The organism is Bacillus sp. ChL18, assembly GCF_026241425.1.
GTDB classification, from domain to species: Bacteria; Bacillota; Bacilli; order Bacillales; family Bacillaceae; genus Bacillus; species Bacillus velezensis.
Window position 1 is genome coordinate 615,901 of sequence record NZ_JAPHWE010000002.1, and the last position, 16,922, is coordinate 632,822.

The 16,922-nt window shown below is 49.2% G+C and carries 16 protein-coding genes; 11 read left to right on the plus strand and 5 right to left on the minus strand.

The window, feature by feature from the left end:
* Positions 1-6: 6 nt before the first annotated feature.
* Positions 7-2,880, plus strand: a complete 2,874-nt coding sequence (gene uvrA / locus OQ477_RS14110; RefSeq protein ID WP_101669670.1) for an excinuclease ABC subunit UvrA — start codon at positions 7-9, stop codon at positions 2,878-2,880.
* A gap of 48 nt (positions 2,881-2,928) precedes the next feature.
* Here the strand turns inward: uvrA and OQ477_RS14115 are convergent, their stop codons facing one another.
* Positions 2,929-3,168 (minus strand): hypothetical protein, encoded by a 240-nt coding sequence (locus OQ477_RS14115; protein ID WP_038460009.1) that lies wholly within the window; start codon positions 3,166-3,168, stop codon positions 2,929-2,931.
* A 197-nt stretch (positions 3,169-3,365) separates the two neighbouring features.
* Between OQ477_RS14115 and OQ477_RS14120 the strand changes: the two genes are divergently transcribed.
* The 6 genes from OQ477_RS14120 (at position 3,366) to OQ477_RS14145 (ending at position 10,079) form a co-directional block, all read left to right on the plus strand.
* On the plus strand, positions 3,366-3,692 hold the full coding sequence (locus tag OQ477_RS14120; protein ID WP_003151444.1) for a hypothetical protein: 327 nt from the start codon (positions 3,366-3,368) through the stop codon (positions 3,690-3,692).
* 24 nt (positions 3,693-3,716) lie between these two features.
* Positions 3,717-4,814 (plus strand): DUF4097 family beta strand repeat-containing protein, encoded by a 1,098-nt coding sequence (locus tag OQ477_RS14125; RefSeq protein WP_265972840.1) that lies wholly within the window; start codon positions 3,717-3,719, stop codon positions 4,812-4,814.
* Positions 4,815-4,818: 4 nt separating this feature from the next.
* Complete coding sequence (locus tag OQ477_RS14130; protein WP_265972842.1) at positions 4,819-5,013, plus strand: PspC domain-containing protein; 195 nt, start codon at positions 4,819-4,821, stop codon at positions 5,011-5,013.
* Entirely contained in the window at positions 5,014-5,373 is a 360-nt protein-coding gene (locus OQ477_RS14135) for a phage holin family protein (RefSeq protein ID WP_265972844.1), read from the plus strand.
* A gap of 93 nt (positions 5,374-5,466) precedes the next feature.
* Entirely contained in the window at positions 5,467-9,336 is a 3,870-nt protein-coding gene (locus tag OQ477_RS14140) for a metallophosphoesterase (protein ID WP_265972846.1), read from the plus strand.
* Between the two features lie 167 nt (positions 9,337-9,503).
* Complete coding sequence (locus OQ477_RS14145; RefSeq protein ID WP_265972848.1) at positions 9,504-10,079, plus strand: TetR/AcrR family transcriptional regulator; 576 nt, start codon at positions 9,504-9,506, stop codon at positions 10,077-10,079.
* A 145-nt stretch (positions 10,080-10,224) separates the two neighbouring features.
* Here OQ477_RS14145 and OQ477_RS14150 read toward each other — a convergent pair whose 3' ends face one another.
* The 3 genes from OQ477_RS14150 to nagA are packed head-to-tail and all read right to left on the minus strand — an operon-like array spanning position 10,225 to position 12,882.
* Positions 10,225-10,956 (minus strand): GntR family transcriptional regulator, encoded by a 732-nt coding sequence (locus OQ477_RS14150; RefSeq protein ID WP_012118554.1) that lies wholly within the window; start codon positions 10,954-10,956, stop codon positions 10,225-10,227.
* Positions 10,957-10,969: 13 nt separating this feature from the next.
* On the minus strand, positions 10,970-11,695 hold the full coding sequence (gene nagB / locus OQ477_RS14155; protein WP_015418310.1) for a glucosamine-6-phosphate deaminase: 726 nt from the start codon (positions 11,693-11,695) through the stop codon (positions 10,970-10,972).
* Entirely contained in the window at positions 11,692-12,882 is a 1,191-nt protein-coding gene (nagA, locus tag OQ477_RS14160; RefSeq protein WP_265972849.1) for an N-acetylglucosamine-6-phosphate deacetylase, read from the minus strand. Before nagA ends, nagB begins: the two co-directional genes overlap by 4 nt.
* Positions 12,883-13,051: 169 nt before the next feature.
* Between nagA and hprK the strand changes: the two genes are divergently transcribed.
* The 4 genes from hprK to OQ477_RS14180 are packed head-to-tail and all read left to right on the plus strand — an operon-like array spanning position 13,052 to position 16,012.
* Positions 13,052-13,984 (plus strand): HPr(Ser) kinase/phosphatase, encoded by a 933-nt coding sequence (gene hprK / locus OQ477_RS14165; protein WP_003151456.1) that lies wholly within the window; start codon positions 13,052-13,054, stop codon positions 13,982-13,984.
* Positions 13,985-13,998: 14 nt separating this feature from the next.
* Positions 13,999-14,814, plus strand: coding sequence for a prolipoprotein diacylglyceryl transferase (gene lgt / locus OQ477_RS14170; protein ID WP_265972850.1), 816 nt, complete (start codon positions 13,999-14,001; stop codon positions 14,812-14,814).
* 25 nt (positions 14,815-14,839) lie between these two features.
* The gene (ppaX, locus tag OQ477_RS14175) at positions 14,840-15,490 is read left to right on the plus strand and encodes a pyrophosphatase PpaX (RefSeq protein ID WP_012118550.1); all 651 of its coding nucleotides are present in this window, start codon (positions 14,840-14,842) and stop codon (positions 15,488-15,490) included.
* Between the two features lie 3 nt (positions 15,491-15,493).
* Positions 15,494-16,012, plus strand: a complete 519-nt coding sequence (locus OQ477_RS14180) for an acyltransferase (RefSeq protein ID WP_007407438.1) — start codon at positions 15,494-15,496, stop codon at positions 16,010-16,012.
* A gap of 16 nt (positions 16,013-16,028) precedes the next feature.
* Here the strand turns inward: OQ477_RS14180 and OQ477_RS14185 are convergent, their stop codons facing one another.
* Positions 16,029-16,754, minus strand: a complete 726-nt coding sequence (locus tag OQ477_RS14185; RefSeq protein WP_022553851.1) for a C39 family peptidase — start codon at positions 16,752-16,754, stop codon at positions 16,029-16,031.
* Between the last annotated feature and the right edge of the window lie 168 nt (positions 16,755-16,922).

Here is a 16,922-nt window from a genome sequence, read left to right on the forward strand (position 1 = left end):
GAACACATGGCAATTGACCGGATCGAGGTGAAAGGCGCAAGGGCGCACAATTTAAAAAACATTGATGTAACGATTCCGCGGGATCAGCTCGTCGTCGTGACGGGGCTGTCCGGATCGGGAAAATCATCCCTTGCCTTTGACACCATTTACGCGGAAGGACAGAGGCGGTATGTTGAATCGCTTTCTGCCTATGCGCGCCAATTTTTAGGGCAGATGGATAAGCCGGACGTCGATGCGATCGAAGGGCTTTCTCCTGCGATCAGCATTGATCAGAAAACGACGAGCCGCAATCCGCGGTCAACAGTCGGAACGGTAACGGAGATTTATGATTATCTCCGGCTGCTGTACGCGAGAGTCGGGAAGCCGCACTGCCCGGAGCACGGCATTGAAATTACGTCGCAAACGATTGAACAGATGGTTGACCGGATTCTTGAATATCCGGAGCGGACGAAGCTTCAAGTGCTTGCGCCGATCATCTCAGGCAGAAAAGGCGCCCATGTCAAAGTGCTTGACCAAATCAGAAAGCAAGGTTACGTAAGGGTGCGGATTGACGGAGAAATGGCCGAGCTTTCCGACGATATTGAACTTGAAAAAAACAAAAAGCATTCCATTGAAGTCGTCATTGACCGGATTGTCGTCAAGGAAGGGGTTGCCGCCCGGCTTTCCGACTCACTGGAAACCGCGCTCCGCTTAGGGGAAGGCCGTGTCATGATAGATGTCATCGGTCAGGAGGAGCTGATGTTCAGCGAGCATCACGCCTGTCCGCTGTGCGGTTTTTCTATCGGAGAGCTTGAACCCCGGCTGTTTTCGTTTAACAGCCCGTTCGGCGCCTGTCCGACTTGTGACGGTCTCGGCTTGAAGCTGGAAGTGGACCCTGAGCTCGTCATTCCCAATCCTGAGCTGTCATTAAAGGAACACGCCATCGCGCCGTGGACGCCGATCAGTTCACAATATTATCCGCAGCTGCTTCAGGCGGTCTGCCGCCATTACGGCATTGATATGGAGACTCCGGTCAAAGACCTGCCGAAGCATCAGCTTGATAAAGTGCTGTACGGCAGCGGAGATGAACGGATCTACTTTAAATACGAGAATGATTTCGGACAAGTGCGCGAAAATGAAATTGAATTTGAAGGCGTACTGCGCAATATTGAGAGACGGTATAAAGAGACAAGCTCCGATTATATCCGTGAACAGATGGAGCAGTACATGTCACAGAAGCCGTGCCCGACGTGCAAAGGCTACCGGCTGAAGAAAGAAGCGCTGGCCGTTTTGGTCAACGGGCGCCACATCGGCACCATTACCGAGCTTTCCGTCGGCGATGCGCTGGAATTTTTCAAAAAACTGACACTGTCTGAGAAAGATATGCAGATTGCCGATTTAATTTTAAGAGAGATTGTGGAGCGGCTCAGCTTCTTAGATAAAGTCGGTCTTGATTACCTGACGCTGAGCCGGGCGGCGGGAACGCTGTCAGGCGGAGAAGCCCAGCGCATCAGGCTTGCAACGCAGATCGGCTCCCGTTTGTCAGGCGTCCTGTACATTCTTGATGAGCCGTCCATCGGCCTTCACCAGCGTGACAATGACCGTCTGATCAGCGCGCTGAAAAACATGAGGGATCTCGGCAACACACTGATTGTCGTGGAGCATGATGAGGATACGATGATGGCTGCCGATTATTTGATAGATATCGGTCCGGGCGCCGGCATTCACGGCGGCCGCGTCATATCGGCGGGGACGCCTGAAGAAGTGATGAATGATGCGGACTCCCTGACCGGACGTTATTTGTCAGGGGCTCAATTCATCCCGATGCCTCCGGAGAGAAGAAAGCCTGACGGCCGGTTCATTGAAATCAAAGGCGCGTCAGAAAACAACCTGAAAAAAGCGAACGCCAAATTCCCGCTCGGCACTTTTACGGCGGTGACAGGTGTGTCCGGTTCCGGAAAAAGCACGCTTGTGAATGAAATTCTGCATAAGGCGCTTGCGCAAAAGCTTCATAAAGCCAAAGCGAAACCGGGAAGCCATAAAGAGATCAAAGGCCTCGACCACCTTGATAAGGTGATCGACATCGACCAGGCGCCGATCGGCCGGACACCGAGATCAAATCCGGCAACTTACACGGGTGTGTTTGATGATATCCGCGATGTATTCGCGCAGACAAATGAAGCAAAGGTGCGCGGCTATAAAAAAGGCCGGTTCAGTTTTAATGTAAAAGGCGGGCGCTGTGAGGCCTGCCGCGGCGACGGCATCATTAAAATTGAGATGCATTTCCTTCCTGACGTGTACGTCCCGTGTGAAGTGTGCCACGGCAAACGTTACAACCGGGAGACGCTTGAGGTCACATACAAAGGAAAAAGCATTTCTGACGTTCTGGATATGACGGTGGAAGATGCTCTGTCTTTCTTTGAAAATATCCCGAAAATCAAACGCAAGCTTCAAACGCTTGCCGATGTCGGACTCGGGTATGTGACGCTCGGCCAGCCGGCGACGACGCTGTCAGGCGGAGAAGCGCAGCGCGTCAAGCTCGCTTCCGAACTGCATAAGCGTTCCACCGGCCGGACGCTGTATATTTTGGACGAACCGACGACAGGCCTCCACGTTGATGATATCGCAAGGCTTTTGGTTGTGCTTCAAAGACTCGTTGATAACGGAGATACCGTTTTGGTCATTGAACATAATCTCGATATCATTAAAACGGCGGACTACATCGTCGATCTGGGACCTGAAGGCGGAGCGGGCGGCGGCACGATCGTAGCCTCCGGGACGCCTGAAGAAGTTGTCGAAGTGAAAGAATCATATACGGGCCGCTATCTGAAACCGGTAATGGAACGTGATAGAAAACGGATGAAAACATTGCTGGCCGAAAAAGAAACGGCAGCCACGTAATAGATCAATAACAACAGCCCAAAACTCATCGGTTTTGGGCTGTTGTTGTTACAGGCTTTTTTTCTGTTGGGGAAGCTGTCTGCTTAAATGCATTAAGTCCTGCAGAATATGGGTGCTGCTGCTGTCCAGCAGCACTTTTATATATTGGATATCATGGGAAATGGGAAGAGGGGCTGCTTTGATCTGTTCCAATTCAGCCAGCATTTCGCTGTTCATTCTTTTCTGTTCGCGAATTAAATTTCGAAGACTCTCTTCCGTTACTTGGGCGTTTGCGGGATCTTTCTCCATTTGTATGTCCTCCTTGCATACGGTCAGGCTTTGTTACATATTGTAATCGGTTCGGGGAAAAGATTCTATAGTGAAATCTCTGAAATCAAAAATTACGTATAACGAAGCATGTCCTTAGCATGAAAATGAAACCCGCCCATTCGTCATACGTATGTATAAGGAAGGGTTTTTACATCACGGCACAGGGAGTGTTTTTATTGAACCGAAATCAAGCGATTATTGCATCAATCTGTTATTTCAGCGTGTTTCTCGCGCCGCTCATTCTTCCGATTGTGGCTTACTTTGTCGTCGATGAAAAAGAGACGAAGCGGCATGCCATGCGCGCTCTGATTTCCCATATCATTCCGTTTGCGGGATTGCTGATTGTGACCGCGGGTGTTGTCGGCGGATTGATTACGGCTCAGGGGGAGAGTATGGTGCCCGTTTTTGTTATGATAACAGGAGCAGCTGTTTATTTTCTGATCCTCATCGGAATGGTCATTTGGAATATCGTGCAGGGAATTAAGGTGTTACGCCAGGTGTAAGAAAAGTCGGGGGAGGAGTTTTGTATGAAACAGGAGAAAGAACGGATTTTAAAGCTTGTGGAAGACGGCATGCTGACGGCGGAGGAAGCACTGACGCTCATTGAAAAACTGGATCATGAATATAAAGAAAAAGAAGAGCAGATCACCGCATTATCTGCGGAGGTCCAGGAACCTGCGGGAGATTTCGAAAGCGGGGCAAAAGGAAGCCAAAAGCCGTCGCTCGGGGCGAAGCTTTTCGACTGGATTGATTCTGCCGTCAAAAAAGTGAAGGAAGCGGATCTTGATCTGAATTTCGGCCACGCACACGAAGTGCAGCATATTTTTCAATTTAAAGACAGTGAATTCTCGGCCATTGATATGCAGATCGCAAACGGCAGCGTCAATATCGTGCCGTGGGCGGATGAAGATATCAGAGCGGAGTGCCAGGCGAAAGTGTACCGGGCGGACAGTCAGGAGGCGGCGCGCACCGCATTTCTTCAGCACATTGAGTGTGAAGTGAAGGGCAATAAGTTTTTTGTCCGCACGGAAAAGAAAACGATGAAAACCAATGTCACGCTTTATGTTCCCCAGAAAGAGTACGATAAGATAAGAGTGAAGCTGTTTAACGGACCGATCAGAGGGGAACATTTACATGTAAAAGAATTCTCGGCGAAAACGACAAACGGCGTTCTGTCATTCTCTCATTTGACGGCTGATAAAGCGTCGGCGGAAACGGCTAACGGACAAATCAAGCTGGCCGGACATCAATGCGGCGCGATTGAAGCGGAAACGATCAACGGCTTAATTGATTTGCGCGGATCGAGTGAATCCATTGACGTTCAAAGCTTTAACGGCAATATCATGCTTACCGTGACAGCGCCGCACTGCCGCTCCATCTACACGAAAACGACGACCGGAAACGTGGATATCGCTCTGCCTGATGATTCGGCGGTGAAAGCGGAGCTGAAAAGCAATCTCGGCTCTCTCAGCCATGAGCTGATTGATGCGGAAATTTTAAAGGAAAAGAATGATACCATTCAAAAAGAACTGATGCTGGCATCAAATCAAGGCCATGATCAGCATCTCTCGATTTTCTCAGAATCGTTAACAGGAGCCATCAAGCTCAAGCATACTCAGAGGTGATTGGATGAAAAGACTTTACCGTTCAGAAAAAAAACGTAAAATCGCCGGCGTCGTCGGCGGTTTGGCGGAGTACGTCAATATGGATGCGTCGCTTTTACGCATTATCACCGTTGTATTAGCGCTTGTCACGAGCGGAATCGTGCCGATTGTATATATTATCTGGTGTTTTGTTGTACCTTTAGAAGGAGATTTGAAATAAATGATCAAATGGGCAGTCAGCATTTTAGTAAATGCTTTATTATTAATCGTTATCGCGGGATATTTTGATTCCGTCCATATCAGCAGTATCGGAGCGGCTGTCATCGCCAGTGTGATTCTTTCTGTGTTAAATGTACTGATCAAGCCGATCATCGTCATATTGACATTGCCCGTCACGGTTGTGACCCTCGGCCTCTTTCTGTTTGTCATCAACGCCATTACGTTAATGATGACCGCAGCCTTGATGGGAGACAGCTTTCAGATTGATGGGTTCGGCACCGCCATTTGGGCATCCGTCTTGCTGTCCGTTTTCCACTTGCTGATCCAAAAAGGCATATTGGAGCCGCTTAGAAAAAGGTAAAAAACGAGCTGTCCCGAGAGGGCAGCTTTTTTATGTGTGATTTACATAAGCGGCAGTCTCCTGACGCAACATAATGCATAGGGAGGTAATGAGATGAAACTTGTGATGACGCTCTTTTTTCTGATTGGTTTGCTTTGTGTGAGTCCTTCTGCGGATGCGGCGCGCAAAGAATCGGCAATCCCCGTGAATCAGCAGGAATTCGGACAGCCGCCTCATTACATACCGCTTCTGGAGAATCCTCCCCAAATCGAAGTAAAGGCGGAAATGAAAAGAAACCTGTTCATACAGGCTCATGTACGGAATGCTGACTATCAAGCGTTTTCGGCGTTTCTTTTTTATAAACAAAGCAATGAGCTGGGGTTTAAAATGGTGCCGATGGAGCCCGCGCCAGGCGCAATCCGGCTGTTTACGGCCCAGGTTTCAAAGCGGGATATCTGGAATGGAGAATTGGAATATTACCTCGTTTTCACCAACGGCAGACAGCGGGCGGAATCGGAGAAAAAGCGGCTGAAGCTGGACGGCTATCAAGCCGATTTGAATCATATTCCCGAGCTGATGATTACGGAGCTTGCGGTTGATACGAAAAATGAAGACGGCGCTGATGCCTATGAATTTATCGAGGTGTATAACACGACGGACAGACCCATTCATTTTAAAGACTATCACATCCGCTACCGCTATCCGAAGGAAGGGCCGGAATCAGATATGATATGGAGGCCGAAAGAAGATACCGTCATTCCGTCAGGCGGGACTTACGTGTTTTGGCTGAGACGCGCCGCATCAGAACTGACGATAGATGATTTCAACCGCTATTACGGGACACGCCTGAAGGAGGGAAAACATCTCGCCGTCATCGAAGGGACGGACGGAATGTCCAACGGCCGCCCGCGTACGGTGGTGCTGTCGGCAAATACCGGAAAGGGTATCGCCTCAGCGCATTACCGTAAACACGCTTTCCGCCGGCTGACTTCTTTGCTGTACAAATATCCGCTGAACGGAACGGGAGAATTGCTGAGGATCTCCACGAGCGAGCATAAGCCGTCACCGGGCTCTGTTTTTCAGGCGCAGATCCCGCAGCAGAAAAGGGTGATAAAACCCGACAAGGAAAAACCGGTCATCGAAGACCTTACAGACAGAAAGCCCGTCCGGCCCGCTGAAAGCATTGAATTAAAGGCTGACATAAAAGACAAAAACCTTGTCAAAACAGCCGCGTTTTATTACCGGACCAATGAGAAAAAACCATTCAAACGAATTCTGGCCGAAAAAGACCGCAATGACAGCTTATACCATCACATTCTTTATTCCCCGGAGCTGCTCGGCCAGGATCAGCTTGAGTATTATATCGCAGCCAGTGATGGAGAAAATGAAGCAAAAACGCCCGTCAAGATGATTGACATTGAACAGACGAGCAAATCACACGGACTCAGAATGAATGTTGAACCCGAAGATACGATATCCGGCACCTATCTGCTCAAAGCGACTTCCGACGTCAGCGCCGATAAGATCAAGCTGTGGATTGACGGCAAGCGGCAGGAGACCCGGCCGGCCCTGGAAAAAGAAGTCTATTTCGCCTTCGATGCCCGGAAAACGAATCTTTATTTTCAAAACACCGTCATGATGGAAAACGAGGTGCTGCACATTTTTGACGATCCGTCTCACCGCTACAGAACGCACTCGGTTCTCCTTCCGGAACGTCTGCTGCAAAAAGGGGGCAAAACACAGAAAGTATCCATCCGTTCGGGCTCAAAGGTTTCTCCTTATGACACGGGAGAGAATCGGGATGATTTTGTCGTGAAACATGCCCGTCTGGTGCTTTCGGACGGAACGGTGATCAAAGACGGGAAGACGGATCCGGCTGAGCAGCTGTTTATCGGTGACGGCAGGCGGGCGAATCAGCAGAAGACCTTCTCATTCAGCCTGCCGGATCATTTGTTTACGTCACGGCTGCTGCCGTGGAACACGGCGAAGCTTTCTGAAGGCTATCACCATATTTTTGTTAGCGACGGTGAGGAGCAGCTGAGCCAATCTGTGCGGGTGGACAATACGGGGCCGAAGATTGTCCCGGGTATCAAAGAAGGCGCGGCGCTGAAAGGTAATGTTGAGCTGAATGCGGACATCCGTGACAAATGGAGCAAAGTGGAAGAGGTCAAAGCATTTTTGGACGGAGAAAGCATTACGCTCCCGCATCACACGTCATCAGCCGATCTCAAGCCCGGAAAACATACCCTTACCATCATTGCGGCAGACCTTGCCGGAAATGAAACAACGTCCGTCCGCACCTTCCATATCAAACGGGAGGAGCCGAACCAGCCGGAGCTTGCGGATCAAAAAATCGGCGCCCACAAAGCAAAGCTGTCCGTCCGGGTAAAAGACCCGACGAAGGATGACATGAATGTATCATTTTATCGCGGCTTCCGTTATACCGCGCGGAATCCGGGCAGCGTGAAAGTGTATAAACACGCCTCATTAACGGAACCGCCGAGGGGCATAAAAGAAAATGAAATGCCGTTTACCCTGCCGGAAATGAACCGCATCTCGGCAAATGACGGAAAAACCGTTTCGGCGGAAAGTGTGGAGCGTTTTCCTTATCACCGATTCGAAGTCTCCGTTGACCCGTCTATCGACGAAACGGATCTGGCCGAGGCGGTCTGGAAAGGAAGCTCTCTGCCCGGCCGAAAGGTAACCATGTATATTTGGAATTACCGGACAAGCCGCTGGCAGGAGGCGGACAGCGTCCTTGCCAAAGATAAAAAGCCGTTTACATTAAAAGCCGCCGTTTCCGCAGCGGATGTGGTGAAGAACTCAAAAATGAATGTCATCGTGCAGGATCAAATACCGGCGAAAGGCAATTACACGTTTGTCTGGATGTCGGATACACAGTATTACGCACAAGGGCACCCGCACATTTTTGACAAAATGACGGAGTGGATCAAAGAAAATAAGGAAAAGCACAATATTAAATATGTCTTTCATACCGGTGATATCGTCGATGATTCAATGGTGATGAAACAGTGGAAAAACGCCGATCACTCCATGCGGACGCTTGACAAGGCGGGGATTCCGTACGGAGTGCTTGCCGGCAATCACGACGTCGGCCATAAAGACGGCACATACCGAACCTTCGGGGATTTCTTCGGGAGCCGCCGGTTTGAACAGAACATGCATTACGGCGGATCATACAAAAATAACCGCGGGCATTATGACCTGCTGTCGGCAAGCGGGAACGATTTTATTATGATTTATATGGGCTGGGGCATTGCGGAACAAGAGATTGACTGGATCAATCAAGTGCTGAAGAGGTATCCGGACCGAACCGCCATCTTATGCTTTCATGAGTACTTGCTTGTGAGCGGAAATCGAAGCCCGATCGGGGAAACGATCTATCGAAAAGTCGTCAAGCCGAATCGCAATGTGGCGATGGTATTAAGCGGCCATTACCATAACGCCATGAAAAAAACCGATGCGCTTGACGATGACGGGGACGGAAAACCGGACCGCCTCGTCCACCAAATTCTGACCGACTACCAGGACGGTCCGGAAGGGGGGCAGGGCTTTATGCGCATGATGCAATTCGATCAGGCCGCCAATCAGGTTCACATGTTCTCCTACTCGCCGTACACGGATGACATCAATTACTATGACACCGATCTGTTCGCTGATAAAGACGAATTCTCGGCAGAAATGGATTTACAGCCGAAGAGGAAAAGGGTGGCGACCGATTATTTTGAATGCAACGTCTATACGAACGAACTGCTCAGTCATAAAAAACACGTAAAAAGCGGAAAAACCGCAAATTGGGTCTGGGACGGCCTGCATCCTGATTCCGTTTATTACTGGTACACCGTCGTTAAGGACCCGTACAACGGCAAAACAATATCACCGCTGTGGATGTTCAAAACGGGAAATACGCCGTATCGCCCGGCTCCGGATCAGTTTGATTTCAGGCATGCCTCAAACCCATAACGAAAAAAATACAGCCTGCTGATCGCTCAGAAGAAAATCTGACGGTCAGCAGGATTTTTTCTGTGCGTAAATGGCGGCGCCCTGCTGTGATAAGTGCTTTTGACTTTTTTATGTCCCTTTTCTATACTAAAATCGATTGGTTTTCGTAATATGCAGGAGGAAACATAATGAACAGTAAAACCGGGACAAAAGAAAGAATTATTCAAACCTCTGCATATCTTTTTCAGATTCAGGGATATCATGCGACTGGTTTGAATCAAATTATAAAAGAGAGCGGAGCACCCAGAGGGTCTGTGTATCATCACTTTCCAAACGGAAAAGCAGAACTCGCCATTGCGGCGATCAAATATACGGGAAGATGCGTTGAAAAGCAAATACAGAATAGTATGTCTCAATTCGCGGACCCTATAGAAGCGATTCAGCACTTTATTCATGTAACGGCTGAACAGTTTAATGATCCGCAGAATATTGAGGGCGTGCCGGTTGGATTGCTGGCGGGTGAGACCGCTCTGATCAATGAAACGTTAAGATGCACATGTGTTGAGGTGTTCAAGAAGTGGACGGATGTGTTTGCGGCAAAATTTCTTGAGCATGGGTTTGAACGAGAGGAAGCGGAGAAGCTCGGGATGACAATCAACTCGATGATTGAAGGCGCAATCATGTTTTCGCTGGCTCATAAAAACAAAGAACCGCTGCTGCTGGTTTCAAAGCAGGTTCCGTATATTGTCCAAAACAGAGGGTAGCATTTTATTACTCTTTTCTTTATAAAAAATAGATACCAGAACCACAGCCTCTTCGTTTTGACAGAGTCATAGAGAACATTCACCGGCTTGATTTGAAAATGGCAGATCAAAAAAACATCTCCAACCCGTAACGGTTGGAGATGTTTCATTTCACCCTGTCCATATAATGCACGAATGTGTAGCGGTCGCCTCTGTAGGCGGATTTGACGTGCTCAAAGGCAGTGCCGTCCTGCAGATAAGTGGTCCGCTTGATATAGAGGACGGGGGCGCCGGGCTGGATACCGAGCAGCTCAGCTTCTTCCTCGGAAGCGGCTCCCGGTTCAAGCTCTTGTTTAGCCCGTGAGATCGGCATCTGATTGTACGCTTCAATATGCTCATACATGGATGATTGAAAATGAGAGGCATCCAGTTTCCCCGCCTTGTCAAACGGAATGTACGAGGCTTCAATCGCCATCGGGATATCATTCGCCAGCCGGACGCGGATGATTTTATGAAGCGTTGCCGGATAGCCGCATCCCAGGATAGAAGATAATTCTTCCGTCGCCTGAATCAGCTGGTATTCGGCAAGTCTGCTCCCCGGCTTCATGCCCCGGCTTCTCATATCTTCCGTAAAGCTTGTCAGCCCTTGAAGCGGCTGTTCCATCTTCAGTTTGCTGACGAACGTTCCCCGGCCTTTCTGCCTGTATAAAAACCCTTCATTCACCAGATTGGAAAGCGCCTGGCGCACCGTCATTCGGCTGATGCCGAATTGTTCGGCGTATTCCCGCTCCGACGGAAGCAGCGCATCCGCTTTCAGCTCGCCGTTTTTGATTTGTGTTTTTAATTGTTCCATAATCTGAAAGTAAATCGGAATCGGAGATTGTTTATCAATCTGCATAGGTCAAATCCTTTCAATCGCCGCCCGCAGCCTTTTCATCAATCAAGACCGTCACATCCGGATGCGCGTGCAGGGCGGAGGCGGGGAATGCTTCGCTGATGCGCCCGTCCAGAAGCTGCTTCACCGCTTGGGCCTTGCTTTTTCCGGATGCCATGATCAAAATCCGTTTGCCGGACAAAATCGTCCCGATCCCCATTGTCAGGGCTTTTACAGGGACCTGATCAATTGACGGAAAGTACCGCGCATTCGCCTGTCTTGTCTCTTCATTCAGCTCAACAACATGGGTTCGGGATTCAAATGGCGTCCCGGGTTCATTAAAGCCGATATGGCCGTTGTGTCCGATGCCTAAAAGCTGTATATCCGCTCCGCCGAGTGTTTGAATCAATCGGTCATAGCGTCCGCATTCGGCATCAAGATCGTCTGCCCGTCCGTCAGGGAGAAAGTGGCGGTCCTTTCGGCTGTCGATATGTGCAAAAAAATGTGTATTCATATAATAATGATAGCTGTTTTTGTCCTCGGGAGAAAGCCCGGCGTATTCATCAAGGTTGATCGTCGTGACATTTCGGAATGACAAGCCCTCTGAGCGGTGCATCCGCACAAGTTCTTTGTATACGCCTTCAGGAGTGCCTCCCGTCGCAAGGCCGAGAACGGCATCCGGCTTTTGTTTCACTGTTTCAGCAATAATCGCTGCGGCTTTTTCACTTAATTCTTCATAATGTCTGCATGTGATAACGTTCATGTCCAATCAGCCTCCCTTGAGATATATGCGGTGTTTCCGCGGCAAATCGTTGCCAGCACGCCGCACTGTCCGTCCGTCAGAACAACGTCGGCGTCTTTTCCTTCCGCGATGCTTCCTTTACGGTCGAATATGCCGAGGCGGCGGGCCGCATTTGCCGATGTCATATTTGCTATATCCGGCCATGAGCAGTTTGTAAACCTGCGCATGAGCGCCGCGCCTTCATTCATTTTTAAAATGGAACCGGCCAGCGTCCCGTCAGAGAGAAGCGCCGTGTCCCCGCGAACGGTGACTTTTTGTCCGCCGAATTCGTATTCTCCGTCCTTAAGCCCTTTTGCCCGCATGGAGTCTGTAATCATGATCAGGTTTTGGCTTCCTTTCGCCAAATAGGCAAGCTTAACGGCCAAAGGATGGGAATGAATGCCGTCGGTGATCAGCTCCGCCGTGATGCGGCCGCAGGCGAGAGCCGTACCGATGCCCCCCGGCTCACGGTGATGAAAGGAGCTCATGGCATTGAAGAGGTGCGTCATATGCACTGCCCCGGCATCCGCCGCTTTTTCTAAAAGCTCGGCTCCTGCGTCTGTGTGTCCCATTGACGGGATGATGTTTTGGTCTTTTAAATAACGGATCAGGCTGAAATCAGGATCTTCTTCCGGCGCAAGCGTCACGATTTTGATCATCCCTCCCGAGAGCCGCTCCCATTTCTGAAAGAGCCCGGCATCAGCAGGAGTAATCCATTGTTTCGGCTGTGCTCCCGCCTTTTTCGGAGAGACAAACGGTCCTTCTAAATGAATGCCGATCAACTCAGCGCCTTTTTGGGCCTGCGGTGAGGAAGACGTCCATTCTTTGGCGTTGACGAGCGCTTTTTCAATGTTTTCGTGCTGTTGTGTGATCGTTGTCGCTAGAAAAGAGGTTGTTCCTTCTTCGGGCAGCCGGGCGGACATTGTATCAAGAGCTGCAACATCAGCGTCCATCGTATCCGCGCCGTATCCGCCGTGAATATGAATATCAATCATTCCGGGAAGCGCATATGAACCCTCGGGCGCCTTCCATTCCTTCTCATACGTTTCTTGCGGTCTTGTTTTCCCCGCGTAAGAAATGATGCCGTTCTTTATACCGAGAAATCCGTTTCGGATGATTTCTTCTTCTGTTACGATGTCCGCACCGCTGATTAACAAGCTTTCAGCCACTTTAAAACACGCCTTTCTGGTTAGTTGTTAGTTTTATTTTACTCCTTTTCAGACTAGTTATCTATACCAGTTATGCCGGAATTGTATAAATCTGTTTTGGTTCAGACGGTAAAGTGATAAAATATAACTGTTCAAAGCTCGGAACATCCCAGAACAGGAGGAACATATCTTGGCAAAGGTTCGGACCAAAGACGTAATGGAGCAGTTCCATTTAGAATTGATCAGCGGAGAAGAAGGGATTAACCGCCCGATTACGATGAGTGATTTATCACGGCCCGGTATTGAAATCGCCGGTTATTTTACATATTACCCGAGAGAACGGGTGCAGCTTTTAGGAAAAACGGAGCTGTCATTTTTCGATCAGCTTCCCGAGGAAGATAAGAAACAGCGGATGAAATCGCTGTGCACCGATGTGACGCCGGCTATCATACTTTCCAGAGATATGCCGATCCCGCCGGAGCTTGTAGAAGCTTCCGAGCAAAACGGTGTGCCTGTGCTCAGATCTCCTCTGAAAACAACCAGGCTGTCAAGCAGGCTGACGAATTTTCTTGAGAGCCGTCTCGCGCCGACAACGGCCATTCACGGCGTGCTTGTGGATATATACGGCGTCGGCGTGCTCATTACGGGAAAAAGCGGCGTCGGTAAAAGTGAAACGGCGCTGGAGCTTGTCAAACGAGGCCATCGTCTTGTCGCGGATGACTGCGTTGAAATCCGGCAGGAGGATCAGGATACCCTTGTCGGGAACGCGCCTGATCTGATTGAGCATCTGCTCGAAATCAGGGGGCTCGGCATTATAAATGTCATGACGCTGTTCGGAGCGGGCGCCGTCAGAAGCAATAAAAGAATTACAATCGTCATGGACCTTGAGCTTTGGGAGCAAGGGAAACAATACGACCGTCTCGGACTTGAAGAAGAAAAAATGAAAATCATTGATACGGAAATTACAAAACTGACCATTCCCGTTCGCCCGGGGCGGAATCTCGCCGTTATTATCGAAGTTGCGGCGATGAACTTCAGATTGAAGCGGATGGGCTTAAATGCTGCCGAGCAATTCACGAATAAGCTGGCGGATGTCATTGAGGACGGCGAACAAGACGAATAGGAGTTGGCAATGATATGAATGAAGCAGGAACACCAATCAATCCGATTGCCTTTCAGCTCGGGCCATTATCCGTGCACTGGTACGGCATCATTATCGGCGCGGGCGCGTTATTAGGGCTTTGGATGGCCATGAGGGAGAGTGAAAAGCGGGGGCTGAAAAAGGACATTTTTATTGATCTTGTTCTTTTCGCCATCCCGATCGCAATCATTTGCGCACGGGCATACTATGTGCTTTTCGAGTGGAGCTATTACTCGGAACACCCCGGGGAAATCATTAAAATTTGGAAAGGCGGCATTGCGATTCACGGCGGATTAATCGGCGCGATCGCAACGGGAGTCGTCTTTTCAAAAGTAAGAGGCATCTCATTCTGGAAGCTGGCGGATATTGCCGCGCCGAGTATTCTGCTCGGCCAGGCCATCGGGCGCTGGGGGAACTTTATCAACCAGGAGGCTCACGGTGAAGCGGTCAGCCGGTCATTTTTGGAAAGTCTGCATCTTCCGGATTTCATCATTAATCAGATGTACATAGACGGACAATATTATCACCCGACGTTTTTGTATGAATCGCTGTGGAGTTTTGCGGGCGTCGTGTTCCTGCTTCTGCTCCGCCGCGTGAACCTGCGCAGGGGCAATCTGTTTTTGACGTATGTGATCTGGTATTCGATCGGCAGATACTTTATTGAGGGAATGCGGACGGACAGCCTGATGCTTACGAACCAGCTTCGGATCGCGCAGGTCATTTCCATTGTGCTGATTGTACTTGCGATTATTTTAATGATTTTCAGACGCATGAAGGGGTATGCCGATAAGCGGTATGCCGACACGGACTGACGCCTGAAATCGGAAAGGACATAAGATGACTGATAAACGTGTAACCGCCATTTTATTTGATCTCGACGGCACGCTGATTGACACGAATGAACTGATTATCGCTTCTTACCTTCATACGCTTGATCATTATTGCCCGGGGCAGTTCAAAAGGGAAGATGTGCTTCCGTTTATCGGCCCGCCTCTGTATGAAACGTTTTCAGGCATTAATGCTGAAAAGTGCGATGAGATGATCAGCATGTACAGAGCATTCAACCATGAAAAGCACGATGAGCTCGTCACGGAGTACGAAACGGTTTATGAAACGCTGGATGAATTGAAAAAAGCGGGGTATCAGCTGGGTATTGTCACCACGAAGCTGAGGGATACAGTCAATATGGGATTGAAGCTGACAGGCATCGGGGCGTTTTTCGATACTGTCGTCACGCTTGATGATGTAAAGCATCCGAAGCCTGACCCCGAGCCTGTGCGGCTTGCGCTCAGCCGGCTTGGGTGCGATCCGTCGGAAGCCATAATGGTCGGTGACAATTATCACGATGTCATGGCGGGCAAAAACGCCGGCACGAAAACAGCCGGCGTCGCGTGGACAATTAAAGGCGCACAGACGCTTTCCGCCTATGAACCTGATTATATGCTCGAGAAAATGAGTGATTTATTGCACATCACCGGAGTGAAGTAATCCGTGAGAAAAACAGACCGCCATCCGGTTTCAGGTGCAAATTCATTGTGGCATGTTTATCAGACGGTTCCCTTTCTGAAGGTGATGAAAAATTTCATCATCATTCAGATCGCAAGGTATACGCCGTTTTTAAGCGTGAAAAACTGGCTGTACCGAACCTTTTTGAAAATGAATGTCGGAAAACAGACGTCATTCGCGCTGATGGTGATGCCGGATATCATGTTTCCCGAAAAAATCACTGTCGGAAAAAACAGCATTATCGGCTACAATACGACGATTTTGGCTCATGAATACTTAATACATGAGTACCGGACCGGTTTTGTCACAATCGGTGACGAGGTGATGATCGGGGCAAACACAACGATTCTGCCCGGCGTCACCATCGGGAGCGGAGCCGTTGTATCAGCCGGCACGCTGGTGCATAAAGATGTCCCGGCCGGGGCGTTTGTCGGAGGAAATCCGATGCAGGTGATCTATACGGACGAAGAAATGAAAAAACGAATGGAAAACCCCGCTGATTAACGTCAGCGGGGTTTTTTTATGACTTGATCACAATGGCCTGGCTGCCCATCTGCTTCCAGGCTTTTTCAAAGTCAGATCGGTCTGTTTTTCTGTTTTTATAGCCGTAAGGATCATTAACGTATACATAATCGTGATCATAACCGGTGACGGCTACGCTATGCATGCTGAACGTAATGTCGATTTTTCCGTTCGGCGTATTCCAAGTCTGCATATGATCAACCGGCTTAAAGGATGTGGTGGTAATCACCCAGACCGGCCGCCCTTTTTCAAGCTGGCGGTACACTAAAGAAATGTCTTTTCCCGTCAGATCGTATACTTTGTTTCCCGCATATTCTTTGGCAAGTTTATCAATCGGCTCATGATAAACGCCTAAACCCGGGCCGTTTTCCATATCTCCGGCAAATCCTTCATTCGGATCTCCCTTCAGCCCGCTGCTGTATGTGAGCGGAACTTTATTGATTTTATCCGCCAATGTATTTTTTGACACATGATATCCGGCATTGTTCAAAATCATGGCAAGGCTTGTCACCTCACAGCCATTGTACAGTCTGGGAGAATCCATCTGTCTGTACAGAACGACATTCAGCGGTGACGCGCTCCCTTTTAACGGTGTTTTCTCATCAGGCTCGTCGGACTGCTGATTAAAAAAATTCAAATGAATATCGTTTGTATAGATGTTATACCCGAGATAGACAAGGATGGCTGTCAGAATCAGCACACATAATGTTCCAAGCGTCTTCATTATTACTCTCCCTTGTTCTGATGAAGCTATTCTATGTATTATAGCACTTCTGCTCAATATGATTCGATCGTTCCGATATGTTTACAGGTTTGTTCATTCTTTAGCCATGTTTATGGAAAAGAATAGGCGGATATTGGGCGTTGCAATTCATTCTTTTATCTGCTAACA